We start from the raw sequence: 18,979 nt of genomic DNA, 5'->3' as shown, positions 1-18,979 counted from the left end.
TGATTAAAATAACCGCCGCCAATATGGCGCAATACGCCGACAAATTGACTGAAAGCCACAAGGCGCTGTTAACGGCCTATGATTCTTTTTACATGAACATTTATCCTACCCGGCGCACCTGGGGGGCACCCGAGTGGTATTACGAAGCAACCAAAAAAACAGCTGCCAATGCGGAACTGGTCGCAGGCGGTAACGGGATTGAAACCGGTGGCCCCATCGGCGGTATAGCCTTTCCATTACCAAAAGACGGACTTGAAGTTATATGGAATCATATCATTCGTTGGAAAGGGTATGGCCACAAGGAGCGCCAAGCCTCCATTATATCGGTGAGCCGAGGGGGGGAGCTTAATGTCACAAAAAACATCGATCGGGTTTTTTTTAAATGGGACCATCCCGAGTATACTGAAAAAGAATTGAATAACATCATCTGGTATTTTAAACAGGAGACGTTGTCGCCGCCGCGAATGGCCGGTCGAGTTCTATTGGTCCACGAAACCCTAAACCAGGCTGCCGAAGCGCGCAAGGCCTGGTTATACAGTCCGGGGCAGCGGCGCGTGCGGCGAGCACCTGAATATGGGTTTGATAATCCCTATGAGGGTTCTGATGGCCTGATGACCATTGATCAGAATGACCTGTTTACCGGCAGCCCGGAACGCTATCATTGGAAGCTGCTGGGCAAGCGGGAAATGTATATTCCGTACAATGCCTATCGGGCGAACAGTCTGAATGTCAGCAACAAGGAATTTTTCACACCGCTGCATCCAAACCCCAAATATCTCCGCTATGAATTGCACCGGGTATGGGTTGTTGATGCAAACCTGAAAGAAGAATCGAGACATCTCTATAAACGCCGCACATTTTATGTAGACGAGGACAGCAATGCGATTGCTGCCTGTGATTTATATGATAACCGGGATAAGCTTTGGCGTGTGGATGAGAATCATAACTTCATGTATTACGATATTCCGTTCAGCTGGACGGGGTGGGAAGTACATTATGATCTTCAGTTGGGACGGTATGTCGGCAATTGGGGCGATAACGAAAAAACAAGATATCCCGATTATACCACTGCTCTGGATGAAGGCGTCTTTGATCCGGGCACACTGCGACGAAGCGGCAAGCGGTAATATTCTTTAACTTGAGTCGGCCACGGGTTGCAGGTGTTTTCAGTTATCCTCAGAATCACCGGCAACCCGGCCGGACCATTTGTAAAGCAGGAAAGTGATATATGAAAAAAAACCATAATGGCTACTGGAAGCCGGCTTCGTTCGGCGCTGGGCTTTTTTCCCCTTCGAGATTCAGATTGGTTGTTCTGTTGTTGCTTTTATTTAGGGGAATATTCGCGCCAGGTTTCCTCATCGCGGAGACCACTGCCCTGGACGCATCTCTGGATAAGCAAAGCGTGTTGTCGCCGCTTGCGACAAAGTCGCTCATGCTCGATGCTGCTCGTAAGGGCGATTTGCTGGTATCCGTCGGGGAACGGGGGTATATTCTGGTATCGGAAGATAATGGAAAAAATTGGAATCAGGTAGAGAATGTCCCGACACAGGTGATGTTGACCGGCGTATTTTTCATCGATAGCCAAACGGGATGGGCTGTCGGGCATGACGCGGTGATTCTTCGTACGACCGATGGCGGGAAAAGCTGGCAGAAGGTTTTTTCCGATCCCCAACTGGAAATGCCGCTGCTCGACGTATGGTTTAAAGATGCACAAAACGGCTTTGCAATAGGCGCTTACGGACTTTTTCTGGCGACATCCGATGGCGGTCTCACCTGGAAAAGACGGCAGATCGGTGAAGATGATTTTCACCTGAACCATATCAGTGTCGCAGCGGATGGGCGGCTGTATATTTCGGCCGAGTCCGGGAAAATTTATCGTTCGGATGACGGGGGAAATGTCTGGCAATTATTGTTGCTTCCCTATGATGGGTCTCTTTTTTGCTCGCTTCCGCTGAAGGGGAATGTGCTGCTTGCTTTCGGGTTGCGGGGAAATGCTTTCAGATCTGAAAATGCCGGTGCCTCATGGACGAAAATCGAAACAGGGAGCACCGCGATGCTGAACGACGCTGAGGTGCTTGCGGATGGGCGAATCGTTGTCTGCGGCTTGGGTGGCGCTCTTATTGAAAGCCATGATGAAGGAAAAAGCTTTGAGAGGCTTGGAAAGAAAAGCGGAAGACAGGGGATTTCCAAAATATTGGAAGCCAAGGGCGGCGGGTTAATGCTGTTTGGAGAATTCGGCGTTCAGACGACGACGTTGGATGCTTCAAATACTTAACCCCTTTCAATGGTGGATAGGAGTAACCATGAGTTTTTTCTCAAACATCGCGAAAATTAGGTCTGTGCTTTTTAAGCATAGAATGCTGGTACTTGTCTTCTTCCTTGTTTCAACTGTTTTCCTGGGATATTCGGCATCGCGTATTTATCTTGACGCAGGATTTACCAAACTCTTGCCGATGAAGCATCCCTTCATGAAAACGTATGCTCATTTTCAAAAGGATTTCGGCGGTGCCAACCAGATTCTCGTTGCACTGACCGTTAAGAAGGGGGATATTTTCACGCCTGAGTTTTTCACGGCGTTGCGGAAAGCCACCGATGACATCTTTTTTATTCCCGGGGTCGATCGCAGCCGTGTGTTTTCGCTCTGGACGCCGAACGTGCGCTATACGGAAATCATTGAGGGTGGCATTGCTGCTGGCAATATGATTCCGGACGGTTTTGAGCCAACCCCGGAAGGTCTTGAACAGGTCCGACAGAATATTTTGAAATCAGAATATTTGGGACGGCTGGTGGCCAACGATTTCACCAGCGCCATGATCGCGTGCGATCTTCAGGAGGTGGATCCGACAACCGGGGAAAAACTCGATTTCATAAAGGTCGCCAGGGAGCTGGAAAGTGTCCGGGAGAAATTTGCGGGCGAAAATATGGATGTTCACATCATCGGCTTTGCCAAGTTCATCGGCGACATGGTCGACGGTGTGGCCGTAACGCTTGGGTTTTTTGGCGCGGCGTTTCTTTCGACGCTGGTCATTGTGTTTTGGTATACCCAGTCCATCAAATATACGATACTGGTTGTTTTAAACGCATTAACGGCTGTTATCTGGCAGGTGGGGCTGTTGTCCCTGTTTGGATATGGCATTGATCCCATGGGAACTCTCGTCCCCTTTCTCGTTTTCGCCATTGCCATCAGTCACGGGATGCAGATGGTCAGGGGATGCATGAGCGAGGTGTTCAGCGGGCATACGCCCGTGGAAGCCGCTGAAAACGCATTGAAAAAGTTGGGAATTCCCAGTCTTACCGCATTAGTTACCGATATTATCGGTTTTGCCACCATTCTCCTGATTCAGATTCGTATTATTCAGGAGATGGCCATCGGGGCATCCATCGGTGTGGCAGCCATTGCCATTGTGGATATGTTTCTTCTTCCCATGCTGCTCTCCTATATGTCTGTGGATGATGCCTACCGCCAAAAACTGAAAAAGCGGGCCGACTTCATGGCGCCGCTATGGCGGGCTCTGTCCAATGTGGCCGAGCGTGGATGGGCCGCCGCCATCATTCTGATTGCCGTGCTGCTTCTTGTCTTGGGCTGGAATACCTCGAAGCAGGTCAGAATCGGGGACTCCCAGGCAGGAGTTCCCGAGTTGCGGTCGGATTCGCGTTACAACCTGGATACGGAAGCGATCATCAGCAAATTTGCAATCGGTGTCGATTCTCTGGTCGTTTTCGCCGAGAGTAAACCGGATGCCTGTATCGATCATGACGCGATGAAGTATATCGATGATTTTGCATGGTATATGACCGGGGTGGCCGGCGTTCAGTCGGTGGAAAGTCTGCCCGGCGTGGTGAAACAGCTAAGCGCCGCCTGGAACGAAGCGAGTCTGAAGTGGCGGGTTTTGTCGAGAAACCCCCAGGTTCTGGGACAGGCCTGCTGGTATGTGCCGTCCACTTCGGGACTGATGAACAAAAACTTCAGCGTGATGCCGGTCCGAATATACACCAAGGATCATCGCGCCGAGACCATTTCGCATATTCTGAACTCAGCGGAAACATATATTGCAGCCCATCCTTCGGAAAATGTCAGAATGCGATTTGCCGGGGGCAATGTCGGGGTCATGGGCGCGACCAACCAGGTGGTGGCTAAGGAACAGCTTCCGATTGTGCTTTATGTCTATCTTGCAACGATCCTGTTTGTTTTGATTTCTTTTCGGTCCCTGCCGGCCCTGTTGTGCATCCTCTTGCCCTTGGGACTGGTGTCGGTTCTCGGGTATGCCGTGATGGCGTTGCTTGGCATCGGGCTGAAGGTCAACACGCTTCCGGTGGTATCGCTAGGAGTCGGGGTCGGTGTGGACTATGGAATTTATCTCTACAGCACCTTGGTCGCACTTCGCTGGAAATCAGAATCGTTAAGGGAAGCCTACGAGAAGACATTGAACGACACCGGCAATGCCATTCTCTTGACCGGGATCAGCTTGGGACTCGCCACCGCCACCTGGATTTTTTCACCATTAAAGTTTCAGGCGGATATGGGGATTCTTCTGACTTTCCTGTTCATCTTCAACATGGTCGGCGCGGTGTTTATTCTTCCTGCTCTGGCCCGATGGATTCTTCGCAAGCGCAGAACGTCCGTTCAATCCAATGGTGTTGTGCCATTTAAGTTGAGCCAAAACCAAAAGGCGCCGATCAAACATTCAGCCTGACCAATAGCGCTCTTTATAGTTCTATTGCTGGCAGCAAGATGGCATTAATGTCATCAATAATCAAAGCGGCCATTACTGGAAGACAGCGATTTGACAATTCATGTTGATGTATTCACCATCGGAAAATAAAAAATCGTGTCCGAAGGATTGAATTAGACGGCAGTATAAAAAAATTAGGTAACTACTCAGGAATACAGAATTCAGGAGCCAGAATTCAGAATAATGCACTAACCGCCTGAATCTTCATTCAACTAGATTAATCCGGCTGCTTTCAGTTGTTATTATTCTGGATTCTTGATTCTGTCTCCTGGCTACTGAGCAGTTACGAAATAATAAACATAGCTTTAATTCTGAGAGAGGAGATGCTCCATGGAAAAATATGACAATCTAAGGGGGGAGGAGTTCATCAACGAGTGGCCGCCGCACTCCCCGCAGGACCTGAGAAGGCGCGAAGGAACCCTCATTGCCGCTAAGCTCGTTTTAAATGCGGCGATGACTGCGCCGGTGGCCGGGGGCGTACCCCAGATCGATGCACAGTTGGTTTACGGGCAAGAGGAGTTGGAAAAGATCGCCATGAAAATGGAGGATCTGGCCTATACCAACGAACGGTGGGAAAAGAGATTTTTAAATGAAGCGGTCATGGTCCGCGATTCTGATGTGATTCTTTTTCTCGGGAATTTTCGGGCACATGAAACACCGCTGGATGCTCATTGCGGATTGTGTGGCGGGCAACTTGGATGCGCATTTCTCTATGAGCGAAGGGCGCAGAAAGAAGGTCTTGTGGATGTGACCGACAGAAGAAGCAAAACGCCCATCAAGGGCCCCTTGTGTTGTGCCAGGGTCAATGACCTGGGCTATGTCATGGGCTCCGCCCTATGGATGGCCCAGACCCTTTTGGTGGACGCAAGACCTTTTATGAGTGTGGGACTGGCCGGGCAGAAACTCGGATATTGCCTCAAATCGGCCATTGTGGTGGGGATCGCGATGGCGTCCAAATCCAAAAACCCCTATCAGGATATCACCATTGATTACCACCTGATTAATATGGACAAAATGGTGGACAACACGAGAAAGAACTTTGTGGTCAACCGCCAGACCGGTTCCGGGATCCATTTTGACTATCGGACCCAGACGCCGAAAGTCGAAAAGGAGGGGAGCAATGGCTAGAATAAACGGATTAGACGCAGGCCGAGATATGGTGCTTGAAGTTGCCAAACTGGCGGCTGCGGCCGCCTATCGAGCCCCTCAACTGACGGCAAAATTAAATCTTAAAACCGAAATCGTGACCGGCGAGGATATTATACCCATTTTGGAGTTTTTTGAAGCGGTCATACCGATTTCACCGGTCATGTATTTTGATTTTCAATCCTTGAAATATTTCATCGATAAGGGAACGCCGCCTCCGATTCTCCTGCTCGGAGCCGATGTCACGCGATCCGAGCTTGGATGGGATTGTGGTGGCTGTGGTTTTGAGAGTTGTGCGGATTTTAATGTCTATTCCAAAAAGAATAAAAGCAGAGGCGCGCTCTTTGCCGGCCCCACCTGCCAGTGGAAAATGATGGATTATGCCGCAGCGTGTGATTTTGCCTGTGCCGCGGTGGCCCAGCACCGGTATGACTGTCGTATTATGGGCACTGTCGGGGCGGCTGCCGCAGGGGTTGGATATTTGCCGGATTGCAGTGCAGTTCTTGGCATTCCCATCGGCCCGCCGGGTGATTTACTTTACTTCAGCAGGGCTCAAAATTTAAAAACAGCATCGGACGAGAAGCACCGCGAGTGGCTCAGACAGACATCCCCGACAAATTGGCAGGCCTTTCCGGGCAGCACCAAACCCTGCACCAAAACCAAACAGGATTGGTGGAACAATCCGGAATACGTCAAATTTGAACCCCTGAGCGAGGGAGAAAAAAAATTTGCGGCTGAAACGCTCGAAAAAGTAATGAAAATATCGCAAAAGCATATACCGAAGGTAACCGCCTGGTACGGAAAATCGGATAAATAGGGTTCATTGCAATAAAGCGTGGTTTGATTTTTTTGCTGAGTATTTAACAGCGGATCACATCGAAGACCACGAAGGCTTCGAAGAGTAGGATTCGATTAGTTATCCTAGTGGGTTATATAGCTTTGTGCAGAAGGCGGCAATGGTGGTTGCGGACCGCCGCTTGACATTCATCCTAAGCACATATTCGAAATGAGGTAAGATTATGCAACTGGAAGGCAAGGTCGCGTTGGTGACCGGATCGGGAAGAGGCATCGGCATGGGGATCGCGAAAAGATTTGCCGAGGAAGGCGCGCTGGTAGTCGTTAACAGTTTAAGTCGAAGCGGAGAGGCCGTGGCGGAAGAAATCAGCCGGAACGGCGGAAAGGCGTGTTTTGTTCAAGTGGATGTGTCAAAGGAAGTCGATGCCCAAAATGCGGTTCAATACGCTGTTTCGATCTATGGGCGATTGGACGTGCTTGTCAACAATGCCGGTGTGGAACTGATAAAGCCTTTGGTGCAGATTACCGAAGAAGAGTGGGACAATGTGATGGACATCAACGTCAAGGGCTACTTTTTGATGTCCAAATATGCGCTGATGCAGATGATTTCCCAGAATCGGGGGAATATTATTAATATTGCATCGATTGCGGGCATCATTGCCGCCCCGCTTCTCGCCTGCTATTGCGCTTCAAAGGGCGCCATTGTGCAGCTGACCAAGGCGATTGCGCTTGAATACAGGGATCAGAATATTCAAGCCAATGTATTGTGCCCTGGTCTGATTAAGACCGATTTGGGCGATCGTTTTGTGGATACCTATAAGGCGGCAGGTGTTCCGATCGATGCGATTCTTACCCAGGCGCAGCATCGCGTGGGAACATTGGAAGATGTGGCGAGCGCAGCGGTCTTTTTGGCGACCGACAGTGCTTCTTTTGTCAATGGGGTTGCTCTGCCGCTGGACGGCGGCGCGACGGCGTCGTAAAGGAGCTACCAGCTATCAGCTATCAGCTATCAGCTAAGAGCTATCAGCTATCAGCTAAGAGCTATCAGCTTTTAAAGAAGAATCAAGGAGGTGTATTGTGGTTAGTGATGTCTACATGATCGGGACCTATACGACCCGATTTAAGAAATGGCCGGATAAATCCGGGAAGGATTTAACGCGGGATGCCTTACTGGGAGTTTTAAAGGATGCGCAGCTCACGGATGGTGGCGTGATCGAAGGCGCCTATTTTTCAAACTGCGGCATGGGGATCATCTGGGATCAGGATCTGGTGCGGGGCCATTGCATGTTTGCGCCGCTGGTGGATGACGGCGTGTTTCCGGCGCGGGCGCCCGTTGTCAACGTCGAGGGCGGATGCGCATCCGGGTCCATCGCGATGCATTTGGCGTGGAAGGATATTTTAAGCGGTCTTCACGATGTAAGCCTGGCCATCGGTATGGATAAATTCTATCATGAAGATATGAAGCGGGTCATGACAGCTTTTGAGCACGGCATAGACAGAGAAGACAGACAAACGCTGATTTCCGAATACCAGGCCGTCGGAACGCAATGTGGCAAAACATTTGAATTCGGACCCAAACGATCGATTTTCATGGACACCTACGCCATGCAGGCTTGCTGGCATATGTGGCGATGGGGTACCACGCAACGGCAGATTGCTGTCGGGGCGTCCAAGAATCATTATAACGGCTCGCTGAATCCCAATGCGCAGTATCAGTTTGAGGTTCCCGTTGAAAAAGTGCTGGAAGACTACGAGGTCAGCTATCCCATGACCCGAAGCATGTGTGCGCCGATCGGGGATGGTGCGGCGGCGGCGTTGCTGTGCTCTGAAAAGTTTTTCAAGACCTTGCCGCAGGCAGTGAGGGATCGGGCCATTAAGGTACGGGCAAGCGTGTTATCCGCGGGGAGGCACCGGCCGATTGCCGAGCCGAGTCTTTCAAAGTGGGCGGCGGACAAAGCCTATCAGCTAGCCGGGGTGGGACCGGCGGATATTGATGTCGCCGAAGTGCATGACGCGACCAGCTTTTGTGAGATCTATCAGGCGGAAATGCTGGGGTTTTGTCCCATCGGCCAGGGAGGAGAACTGGTTGGCTCCGGCGCGACGATGATCGACGGAAAGATTCCCATTAACACCTCCGGCGGATTAGTCTCAAAGGGCCATCCCATCGGCGCCACCGGTCTTTCCATGATGTATGAGATCGCAACTCAACTCAGGGGCGAAGCAGGCCCCAGACAGGTGAAAGATGCCCGCATCGGGTTGATTGAAAACGGCGGCGGTGTTATATCAGTAGAAGAGTTCGCGTGCGGGGTCACTATTCTTCAAAGATGACATAAGGCCGCCTTCGCGTTTTATGAAACATCTCAGAACCCACGGGTCATTTTGAAAGGAATCCATCGGCAATGCTAAAGCGGGATATATTCAGTGACGATCATGAGCTTTTTCGCTCATGTGTAAAAGAGTTGTATGTGCGTGAATTGTCGCCCCGGCGCGATCAGTGGGAGAAAAATGGCATGATTGATCGGGATTTCTGGCTTTCCTGCGGCACTCAGGGAATGTTGCTGCCGGATATTCCGGAAGCATATGGCGGCGGCGGCCTCGATTTCAGGGTGAATGCAATTGTGCTGGAGGAAATCTCCTTTGCGGGTGTGCCCGGCGCCGCTTTTGCTGCGCATAATGATATGACCGCGCAGTATATCCATCATTATGGCAGAGAGGCCGTGAAAAGGCACTGGCTGCCCAAAATGGCCAAAGGAGAGGCCATCGGCGCCGTGTGCATGACGGAACCGGACACCGGCAGTGATTTAAAGGCGATTAAAACGCGTGCCACACCGGTTGATGGCGGTTATCTGATTAATGGGGCGAAAACCTTCATTACCAACGGCATCAGTTGCGATGTGGCGGTCATTGCCGCCAGGGTCGGTAAGGATCAAGGGGCCAAAGCCATCTCGCTTTTTGTTTGTGATGTGGCCGGCAAGGGGTTTCAAAAGGGTCGAAAACTCGACAAGGTGGGGCACCGGTCATCGGATACGGCGGAGCTGTTTTTTGAAGATATGTTTGTGCCGGCCGAAAATCTTCTCGGAGAGCAGGGGAGCGGCTTTATCTATATGATGGAGCAGTTGCCCCAGGAACGGATGTCCATTACCGTTTCCTGCCAGGCGGCGGCCCAACATGCCTTTGATCTTGCCGTTGCGTATGTCAAGGAACGCAAGGCCTTTGGTAAGGCAATTATCGATTTTCAAAACACCCGCTTTGTATTGGCGGATATTAAAACCGAACTTCAGGTCGGCTGGGCGCATCTGGATGCCTGTATACAGGCCCTGGTGAATAAACAGCTTTCCGTCGATGAGGCGGCAGCCGCTAAACTCTGGCACAGCGAGCTTTGCTGCCGTGTGGCGGATGCCTGCCTGCAACTCTTTGGCGGTTACGGTTATACGGAGGAGTATGACATCGCCCGGCTCTGGCGGGATGTGCGCGTAACGAAAATTTACGGCGGCACCTCGGAAATTATGAAAGAAATCATCGGCCGGTCGCTGTAGCTCCTAATCCGGCAAAGCCGGATGCTGGGATGCTGGAATGCTGGAATGCTGGGATGCTGGGATGCATGAAAGCCATCTTTCACCTTCGGCGAATATACACCCAAAAGCGTGCATGTTTCTGGTAAAGGGTTTAAACCGACGAAGCCGGAAGCTGAGTGGCTTGGCTGCTTGGCAGCCAATGACCTTTTCCAGTTACGCATGCTTTTTCGTGCATGTTCTTGATAAAGGATATAGAGTAGCAAACGTACGTTGAAAGACCCAGCCGACGCCTGTGGCGTAAGGCCCCAGCTCGGTGCTGACACTTTCCGGCAAGCGGATCGGTTTTATTTGGATATCATCGCCCGCATCATGTCGCCTGCGTTTTCCGCATGATCCGTGATGGAACCGATGATTTCCGAAAGCTTTATCATGTGAAACACGGTCACTGGATCTGTGGTGCTGCTGAATATTTTTTGCTTCAGCACATGCTCAACCTCATCGGCTTCGTGCTCCTGCTGGCGGAGTGCCCGAATGATTTCCTTGACCACCTCCCGCTGCTTGTTTGAAAAAGAGCCGAAATACTTTCTTGCTTCCGAAACCATATTGCTCAACTCTTCGATGGGATCAATCGTCGCATCGACAAGAAGGCTGAAATCCTTTGTGAGCTCTTTCGGAATGCCCGGGTCCATTCGGTAGGAAATCCAATCCAGGACATCCTCCACGGCATCCAGCACACTGTCCTGTTCTTTCAAGTACATGAAAAACTGGAACTTATCCACCGGCATGATCGTCCACTTGGGAAGGTGCCCGCGAATGCGTCGTTTGATGGCATCCGCCTCTCTTTCCAGTCGGATCACTTCCTGCCGATGTTCCTCAAAACGCTTGCATTTGTCTTCCATATGGCATTCCATGGCCTGCTGAAACGCCCATGCACACTCCTTGACTTTTTCGGCATGTTCTTGAAGGCCTTCAAAAGGGGACGACATGAAAAGCGAAAAGAAGGGAATTCTCATAGTCATATCCTATGTAAAATGAATTGAAGTATCTTGTAGATGACCATGCAGGTGCCGGCGGCCGCGGGCAGGGTCAACAGCCAATAAAGCGCTATTTCGTAAACAAGCCTCAGATTGAGTGCTTCCATACCGCGGGCCATGCCGACACCGAGCACGCCCCCGACGGCCGCATGGGTGGTCGAAACGGGCAATCCCAGTTTGGAGGCGATCAGAACCGTTGTGGCTGCCGCAAAATCTACACAAAACCCCCGTGTGTTGGTGAGTTGGGTAATTTTCGTGCCCAGCGTTTCCATGACGCGCTTGCCTGCCATTGCGACGCCTAATGCAATGCCGACGCCACCGAAAAGAAGCAGGAAAAAAGGCACGGGCACTTGATTCCCTATCGTGCCGGTTTTTACAAAAAAGTAAATAACGGCCAATGGCGCGACGGCATTGGCCACATCGTTTGCGCCTTGCGCCAGCGCGACGTAACAGGATGTCCCCACCTGTATGTATCTGAAAACGCCTTCGCCGTCGTTCGAAGCCAGCTTTCGATCGATGCGCGATAATAAGATCCTGGCAACAAACCCGATGACTGCGGCGAATACCAGGGCGATCAACAGCGCTGTCGCCGTTCCGACCGAAAGCTGCTTTCCAAGAGGGGTTTTAAACAGAAAGGACAACACGATGATAAAAATGGATAGGCCGATAAATAGAGGAGACAGTTTCAGCGCCCGGTTGAAAGAATCGGTTCTGGATATAATCAATCGTTTAATGATATTGAACATGATAAAGGAAATAATCACGCTGAATGCGGGAGAGATAATCCAGCTTAACACGACCGACGTCAATTTTACCCATTGAATGGCATCCACACCGCCAGCAACGAGGCCAAATCCGACCATGGCGCCGACAATGGCGTGTGTTGTGGAAATCGGCATGGATTTCCAAGTTGCAAAACTGACCCATAAAGCGGCGGATAGAAGCGCTGCAAGGGCCCCCGTAAACGCCACATGGGGGTCGTTTAATATTTCAGTAGAGACGATACCCTTTCGAATGGTATCGGCGACATGAGATCCGATAAACGCCGCACCGGTTAAATTTAATATAGAGGCAATCATAACCGCCTGACGGACGGTTATGGCTTTGGCGCCGACGGCGCTGGCCATGGAATTGGCAACGTCGTTTGCCCCGATATTCCACGCCATATAAAAGCCGATAATAAATCCCGCGATCAGGATAATATATTCAGTAGGCATTTTTTACCATATCAACAGTTATGGCCATTATTCCCGTTGGTGATTCGGTTGAGAGTTTTCCAATCGTTTTGCAAGGCGAAATAGCACGGGGGGTATGGTCATATCAAGCCAATAGTTCAGAATTCCTCAGAAAGCCTCTGCGCGTTGTGCTCGCGTTAAGCTTTTCGCTTGACGCAGTTGTTAATTTTACCTATTAAATCAAACTCATTATGTGAAGCGCACTTCCCGTTGAAAAAGGAAAAAAGATGCTTGATCAGCTCGTTCAATCCGTTGTTCAGTGGTACATGAGCCATATCAATTACGGAACGATAGCTTTTTTAATGGCCGTTGAAAGCTCGTTTATTCCCTTTCCGTCGGAAATTATCATTCCTCCCGCGGCCTGGAAGGCGGCGCAGGGCGAGCTTAACATTTATCTCGTGGTGCTGAGCGGGTCCGCAGGCGCGCTTTTGGGCGCCGTGTTCAATTATTACATCAGTTTTTTCTTGGGAAGAAAGCTCGTATATCGACTGGCCGGTACCCGGTTCATGCATGCCATGCTGATTAATGCCGACGCCATTGAGAAAGCCGAGGTCTATTTTGTCAAATACGGGAAAATATCTACCTTTATCGGGCGTCTTGTTCCCGCAATCCGCCAACTGATTTCCATACCGGCCGGTTTGTCGAGAATGAGGATGCGGGACTTTTTAATCTATACGGCCCTCGGCGCGACCCTTTGGAATGTCATCCTGGCGGTTCTGGGCTATTTCCTATATGCACAAAAGAACGTATTGCATCAGTTTTATAAAGAAATAACATACGGATGTATCGTGTTGGGGCTCGCTTTTCTCGGATATCTTGTTTATCACGGCCTTAAGAAGGAGAAGCCCGATTCTATTCGGAGATGAAACCCTTAAAGCCGGCGGTCTGATTTTCAGCTCACCTTTTTTCTCATAACGTCCAGCAACCCCTCCGGGGAGTTGTTCGCGAGAATCTCCCTGAACTGCGAACGGTAGTTGTTGATCAGGCTGACCCCCTCGATAATGACATCGTAGACGGCCCATTTTCCCTTCTTGTGAATAAGCCGGTAATTGATGGCTATCGGTGTGGTTTGGGTTGCGACGCTGGTCTCTACCTCGGAAGTTTTTTCCGACAGGGGGCGTTCTTTCCCGAATGCGATCTCTTCCTTATCATAGGATACGATTTTTTCAGCGTACGTTTTTTGAAGTAGCGTTTTATACAGCGCTATGAATTCGGTCTGCTGTGTCGGCGTAAATCGCTTCCAGCTTTGCCCCAATGTTCTTCTGGAAAGTTCCGGAAAATCGAACAGCTCTTCAGCAAGTAGCTGAATTTTATCCGTCTTGATTTTTTTACCGGCCTCGTCTTTCAGCGCGGGGTCCCGCAGAACGGAAAGCACTCGCGCCACATAGGCCTGAAGCGTTTCCATCGGCGTATTTGCATAAGCCGCAAACGGAGTTGTCAGGGAAACCAAAAGCAATGCAATGATAAGTCGTTTTTTCATGGGGTATCTCTCCAACATGGTCATTTCTCGGTTTCATTTGTTTCGTCATCTTTTGTGATGCTGCCGAAGGCGAATTTGCCGATGAGGGCCTCAACGTCGAGCGGTGAGGATGTTTCCGTAATCCAGCCATCGGCTTTCAACGGGTCCCCCCCGCCGCCCGGCTCAATTTGAACATATTTATCGCCGATGAGGCCGGCGGTTTTGATGGCCGCGCTGGCATCGTCAAATACTTTCACATCCTGACGAATTCGTAATCGGACCAGTGCCATATCTCTTTCCTGGTCAATGGCCAGGTGCTCCACTGTGCCGACTTCAATGCCGTGAATTTCCACGGGGCTTCCCATTCTTAGACCGGTCACCGAGGTAAATCTGGCGAATAAATAATAGCCTTTTTCCGCAAAAAAGGGAAGCTTGCCGAGTTTAACCGTCATGTATCCCACACACAGGATACCGGCGACGGCGAAAATGCCGACGACAGTTTCCATTGCAAATTTTTTCATATTCTCTTCCTTTCCAACCGTCTTCAACTTTACTGAAATTCATTGCCGGATGCCGGCTGTCAAGTTTCCTTGTTAATTCTTATCCCCGCCAAAGCTTTGCGCATATCGAGACTGAAAAATTTGTTTGGTTGACTCCCCTTCCAACTCGTTTTGGAATTCATCCAGACTGGTTCTAAATTCATCCATAAACGGATGATTGAGACCGGCGCTTTCTTCATAACTGCCCTGAAAGGCAACCGTTCCCTCCCAGAGAAGCACGATGCGGTCTGAAATGAAAAAAACGTCGGGAATATCATGACTGATCATCACGGCCGTGAAACCGAGCTTTTTTTTGTACTGGGAAATCATGCTTAAAATATTATTTCGACGCACGAGATCCTGGCCGGTTGTCGGTTCATCAAAGAGGATTATCTTGGGGTCCGTCACTAACGCGCGGGCCAGGGCAACCCGTTTTTGCATGCCGCCGGACAATTCGGCCGGATATTTATGCGCGGCATCGGTAAGCTCGGTTTGTACTAACCGGGCCTGAACTTTTTCCGCAATCTTTTGTTTGTTAAGATTTGTTGTTCGTCTGAGGGGAAGTGCGATATTTTCGAACACCGTCATGGCGTCAAACAGCGCATTTCCCTGAAACATGAAGCTGATGTGTGAGCGGTACCGGTTCCAGACACCTTCTTTTTTCATCCTGGCAATGGATTTTCCTTCCAGAAGAATTTCGCCTTCATCCGGAAACAAAAGTCCCGCAATGTGCTTAAGCAGCACACTCTTTCCGGTACCGCTTTTACCGATAATGGTGGTTACCTGGTTTTCGTAGATTTTAAGGTTGACCCGGTTCAGTGACGTCTTGCCGTTAAAGCGTTTTGTCACGTTTTGGAATTCGATCAGCGGGGTTTCCATTTTCCAGAATCTCCAGCGTTACATGATAAACGAAGTGACGATATAGTCGGAAATTAAAATCAGGACGCACGAAAGTACCACGGCCGAGGTGGTGGACGCACTGACGCTCTTGGCGCCGTGGCTTTCGGTCCGATAATGGGTAAAAAACCCCTGATAGCAGCAGATGGTCGAGACGATGAGCGCAAATACAAGGGATTTGATGAACCCGCCCCGAATGTCTATCATTTCCACAGCGGTTTGAATTCGATAAAAATAGGCGCCTTCATTCACGCCCAGCAACAACACGCTCGTTGCCCAGCCTCCCAGTATGCCGATGAGATCGAAAAAGGCGGTTAGGAGAGGAAAACTGATGATGGCCGCCGCTATTCGGGGGCTGACCAGATACGCGGTCGGATCGATTCGCATGGTGTAAAGGGCATCGATTTGTTCCGTTATTCGCTGAATGCCGATTTCCGCCGTCATGGCTGATCCCGCCCGCGCGGTAATCATGATGGCGGTCAGAACGGGACCGAGTTCCCGGATGAGGGAAAGAGAGATCGCCGCGCCGACCATGCCCTCGGAGCCGAATTTAATCAGTGTATAAAAAAGTTGAAGCCCCAGCACCATACCAGTAAAAAGGCCGACCACCAGTACAATGCTCGAAGATGTGGCGCCGATGAAATATACCTGCCGAATGATTTCGCGTAGCTGTTTGCGGCGGAATATTCGAATAAAGGCCAAGAAAAAGAAAATAACCGCAGCCCCGAGATGGTTGATGGTATCCAAAATTTTTTCCCCGATGATATCAAAAAAGCCGATCAGGAAGTTTTTCTTTAAATCGTTCATGGCGATAAATTTTTTATAATTTCAGGATAAAGGGTTAAGGGAATCAGAAAATGCGCATTACATAACTGGGATATCAAAAAATCCGGTGTCCCTAAGATAAAAACGCACACGCTACCCTCCATGACCGGTCAGGACCGGCCATTTTTTATATAACTATCTGATAAATAACCTAAAATGACAATCTTGCGGTATATATTGCTTGCGACTTTACACTTACCCGCGTTTAAATTCAAACGAAATATCTTTCCTCCCTCACGACAGCCCTTATTACACCCTCGGCGCGCGCGGCTATTATCTATCGATTCCTTTTGACTGATGGCGTTAGGCCTTGCCTGAAGGTTTGCCTGGCCCGTGATAGGGATCGGCAGGCGCCGCCGATTGAATGGCCGCGGCCTGATGAATCCGCAAAATCAGTTGAATTTTGATAACGTATTAGATAGATGTAATATATTGCGGTTATGCCGCATCATGACACTTTTCATGGAGAAAAAGACGGCTCGTTTTAGGAGAAAAAAATAGGTGAAAACAGTCAGTAAAAATCCGCGTGTGCTGGTCGTGACGCCGGAAGTGACCTATTTGCCGGACCGAATGGGAAACCTGGCAAATTGCCTGACGGCCAAAGCCGGCGGGCTGGCGGATGTCTCGGCGGCACTGATTAATGCGCTGTTTGAGCAAGGGGTGGATGTGCATATTGCACTGCCCGATTATCGTACGTTGTTTAGAGACAAGCTTGCTCCGTTTTTGCGGCGGGAACGACGCCAGATTCGGCGTGCGATGCCCGATGATCGCGTGCACCTGGCTGAAGACCGCGCGTTTTATTATCTGAACCGCGTTTACGGTGGCGGTGGCATTGAAAATGCCAAATTATCGCTAGCGTTTCAACGCGAGGTCATGAACAATATTATTCCGCGGGTGGAGCCCGATCTGATTCATTGCAACGACTGGATGACCGGCCTGATTCCCGCCATGGCCCGCCGCTTGGGGATTCCGTGCCTCTTTACCATCCATAATATTCACACCTTTAAAATGACGCTTGCACAGGTAGAAGACCGGGGAATCGATGCCGGTGATTTCTGGCAGCATTTATTTTTCGACCGGGTGCCCCGAAACTATGAGGAGTCTCGCGAAAACAACCCGGTTGATTTTCTCGTGAGTGGCGTATTTGCTTCCCATTTCGTGAATGTTGTCAGCCCCACGTTCTTACAAGAGGTGATTGAAGGCCGACATGGTTTTGTCTCGGGTGCTTTGCGGGCGGAAATGGCAAATAAGTTTTATAACGGGTGCGCCGCGGGAATTTTAAATGCGCCGGATCCTTCTTATAACCCACTGGAGGACCCCTACCTGGTCATGCCATACGGCCCGAAAAACCATAAAGCCGGCAAGCGAAAAAACAAACGGTCCCTCCAGAAAATGCTGGGGTTGAGAGAGGATATCAACGCGCCGTTGCTGTTCTGGCCGTCCCGGCTGGATCCCGCTCAAAAGGGATGCCAGCTCTTGGCGGAAATATTTTACGGCCTTATTTCACATTACTGGGAAATGGACCTGCAGGTCGTGTTTATCGCGGACGGGGAGTATCAGGAGGTGTTTCGAAATATCGTCAGGCGTCATCAATTTGAAGAAAGGGTCGCCATTTGCGATTTTGCAGAGCATTTGGAACATGTTGCCTATGCAGCTGCGGACTTTATCCTGATGCCGTCCCTGTTTGAGCCTTGCGGGTTGCCGCAGATGATCGCGCCCCTCTACGGCGCCCTGCCGATCACCCATGATACCGGTGGCATTCACGACACCATTCGCGATCTTGATGTCTACAATAACACGGGAAACGGATTTGTCTTTAAACATCATAACGCTCAGGGTCTTTGGTGGGCCATCGGTCAGGCGATGCGGTATTATCAGTTGCCGTCGAAACTCAAGCAACAACAGCTATCCAGAATTATGAGACAGAGCGGCGATACATTTACGCATGCGGTCACGGCAAGTCAGTATATTGACCTCTACGAAAAGATGCTGCAACGGCCGCTTGTTGTGAATCAAGGGATGAAGTAAATTCCGTTTGTATTTATCGATTGGCGGCCCGGTCCGAATTTATCTCATTTGACAGGTTAATGGTTTTTACATACGGCGTCACAGGCGGATGCAATTTTGACAGTAGGTGTTTCTTTTTGTGGCTAACCGGAGGCTTTGTTTGTTCAACGAGCTTTTTTTTTAGAACCTTAAGTTTTAATTTTTCCTTTTGAAGCCTTAATTTCTCTTTCAGGTTTTTCTGGTACCTTTCAACCGCGTTAAATGAGAGATAATAACCGAAAAGGGCGATGGGCAGTCCCACCACGACACCGCCGACGAATAGGGAAATAAAAATGGCGGGAGATTTTTCAATCAGCTGCAATAACATATTCCAATCGAAATTGCCCGCAAGGTTTAGCGAATTGCCCGTCCCGATTAGCTTGGCGCCGATAACATAGGTAAAGCTGTAGATGAAGGGCGCGGTAAGCGGGTTTGTTATCCATACGGCAATGGCGGCAGCGTATTTATTCCATTTGAAAATAGAAGCGAAAAAAACGGCCAGGGCTATTTGCAGCCCCATGGTCGGGCTGAAGCCGATGAACAACCCCAAGGCAAATCCAAGTGCGATTTCTTTAGGATTTCCCCTGATTTGAATAAATCGTTCGTATAACTTTCTGACGCGCTTGACCATGAAATAGAAAACCCTGTCGTTTATTCTTACATCTTGATCGTACTGAAAAAAAATGCCGATGTTTAGGGGCATTCCTATGACCACGGAACTTATATTATAATTCGATGCCGGATACAACAGGCTG

Annotated in this window: 17 protein-coding genes; 10 read left to right on the top strand and 7 right to left on the bottom strand. The window is 49.9% G+C overall.

Annotation, left to right across the window (positions count from 1 at the left end):
* From RBT11_17215 to RBT11_17180, 8 genes are all read left to right on the top strand, one after another.
* On the top strand, positions 1-1,127 hold a 1,127-nt coding region (locus tag RBT11_17215; protein MDX9788520.1), incomplete at its 5' end, for a DUF1329 domain-containing protein.
* A 101-nt stretch (positions 1,128-1,228) separates the two neighbouring features.
* Complete coding sequence (locus RBT11_17210; GenBank protein ID MDX9788519.1) at positions 1,229-2,275, top strand: YCF48-related protein; 1,047 nt, start codon at positions 1,229-1,231, stop codon at positions 2,273-2,275.
* A gap of 193 nt (positions 2,276-2,468) precedes the next feature.
* Positions 2,469-4,694, top strand: a complete 2,226-nt coding sequence (locus RBT11_17205) for an MMPL family transporter (protein MDX9788518.1) — start codon at positions 2,469-2,471, stop codon at positions 4,692-4,694.
* A gap of 369 nt (positions 4,695-5,063) precedes the next feature.
* Positions 5,064-5,861, top strand: coding sequence for a DUF2148 domain-containing protein (locus RBT11_17200; GenBank protein MDX9788517.1), 798 nt, complete (start codon positions 5,064-5,066; stop codon positions 5,859-5,861).
* Positions 5,854-6,696, top strand: coding sequence for a DUF2148 domain-containing protein (locus RBT11_17195; protein MDX9788516.1), 843 nt, complete (start codon positions 5,854-5,856; stop codon positions 6,694-6,696). Before RBT11_17200 ends, RBT11_17195 begins: the two co-directional genes overlap by 8 nt.
* A 202-nt stretch (positions 6,697-6,898) precedes the next feature.
* A complete protein-coding gene (locus RBT11_17190; GenBank protein MDX9788515.1) occupies positions 6,899-7,654 on the top strand; it encodes a glucose 1-dehydrogenase in 756 nt (251 codons plus the stop codon).
* A gap of 97 nt (positions 7,655-7,751) precedes the next feature.
* Positions 7,752-9,002, top strand: a complete 1,251-nt coding sequence (locus RBT11_17185) for a thiolase family protein (GenBank protein MDX9788514.1) — start codon at positions 7,752-7,754, stop codon at positions 9,000-9,002.
* A gap of 71 nt (positions 9,003-9,073) precedes the next feature.
* Entirely contained in the window at positions 9,074-10,210 is a 1,137-nt protein-coding gene (locus RBT11_17180) for an acyl-CoA dehydrogenase family protein (GenBank protein ID MDX9788513.1), read from the top strand.
* A 323-nt stretch (positions 10,211-10,533) separates the two neighbouring features.
* Here the strand turns inward: RBT11_17180 and RBT11_17175 are convergent, their stop codons facing one another.
* Together RBT11_17175 and RBT11_17170 are read right to left on the bottom strand one after the other, a co-directional pair.
* Positions 10,534-11,202 carry a TIGR00153 family protein gene (locus RBT11_17175; protein ID MDX9788512.1) on the bottom strand — a complete coding sequence of 223 codons (669 nt, stop codon included), beginning with the start codon at positions 11,200-11,202 and terminating at the stop codon, positions 10,534-10,536.
* Between the two features lie 2 nt (positions 11,203-11,204).
* On the bottom strand, positions 11,205-12,440 hold the full coding sequence (locus RBT11_17170) for an inorganic phosphate transporter (protein MDX9788511.1): 1,236 nt from the start codon (positions 12,438-12,440) through the stop codon (positions 11,205-11,207).
* Positions 12,441-12,685: 245 nt separating this feature from the next.
* On the opposite strand from RBT11_17170, the gene RBT11_17165 reads away from it, so the two are divergent.
* Positions 12,686-13,324: a DedA family protein gene (locus tag RBT11_17165; protein ID MDX9788510.1), complete on the top strand. Its 639-nt coding sequence runs from the start codon at positions 12,686-12,688 to the stop codon at positions 13,322-13,324.
* Between the two features lie 26 nt (positions 13,325-13,350).
* Here the strand turns inward: RBT11_17165 and RBT11_17160 are convergent, their stop codons facing one another.
* The 4 genes from RBT11_17160 to RBT11_17145 form a co-directional block, all read right to left on the bottom strand.
* Complete coding sequence (locus tag RBT11_17160) at positions 13,351-13,938, bottom strand: ABC transporter substrate-binding protein (GenBank protein ID MDX9788509.1); 588 nt, start codon at positions 13,936-13,938, stop codon at positions 13,351-13,353.
* Positions 13,939-13,958: 20 nt separating this feature from the next.
* Positions 13,959-14,438, bottom strand: coding sequence for an outer membrane lipid asymmetry maintenance protein MlaD (gene mlaD / locus RBT11_17155; GenBank protein MDX9788508.1), 480 nt, complete (start codon positions 14,436-14,438; stop codon positions 13,959-13,961).
* A 72-nt stretch (positions 14,439-14,510) separates the two neighbouring features.
* Entirely contained in the window at positions 14,511-15,335 is an 825-nt protein-coding gene (locus tag RBT11_17150) for an ATP-binding cassette domain-containing protein (GenBank protein MDX9788507.1), read from the bottom strand.
* A gap of 18 nt (positions 15,336-15,353) precedes the next feature.
* Positions 15,354-16,160 carry an ABC transporter permease gene (locus tag RBT11_17145; protein MDX9788506.1) on the bottom strand — a complete coding sequence of 269 codons (807 nt, stop codon included), beginning with the start codon at positions 16,158-16,160 and terminating at the stop codon, positions 15,354-15,356.
* 519 nt (positions 16,161-16,679) lie between these two features.
* On the opposite strand from RBT11_17145, the gene RBT11_17140 reads away from it, so the two are divergent.
* Entirely contained in the window at positions 16,680-18,206 is a 1,527-nt protein-coding gene (locus RBT11_17140) for a glycogen/starch synthase (protein ID MDX9788505.1), read from the top strand.
* 13 nt (positions 18,207-18,219) lie between these two features.
* On the opposite strand, the gene RBT11_17135 is transcribed toward RBT11_17140, so the two are convergent.
* Complete coding sequence (locus tag RBT11_17135; protein ID MDX9788504.1) at positions 18,220-18,855, bottom strand: DUF2062 domain-containing protein; 636 nt, start codon at positions 18,853-18,855, stop codon at positions 18,220-18,222.
* Between the last annotated feature and the right edge of the window lie 124 nt (positions 18,856-18,979).

It is taken from the genome of Desulfobacterales bacterium, assembly GCA_034003325.1.
Lineage (GTDB): Bacteria > Desulfobacterota > Desulfobacteria > Desulfobacterales > JAFDDL01 > JAVEYW01.
The sequence above is the reverse complement of the archived record's forward strand: the minus strand, read 5'-3'. Positions and strand labels throughout refer to the sequence as shown.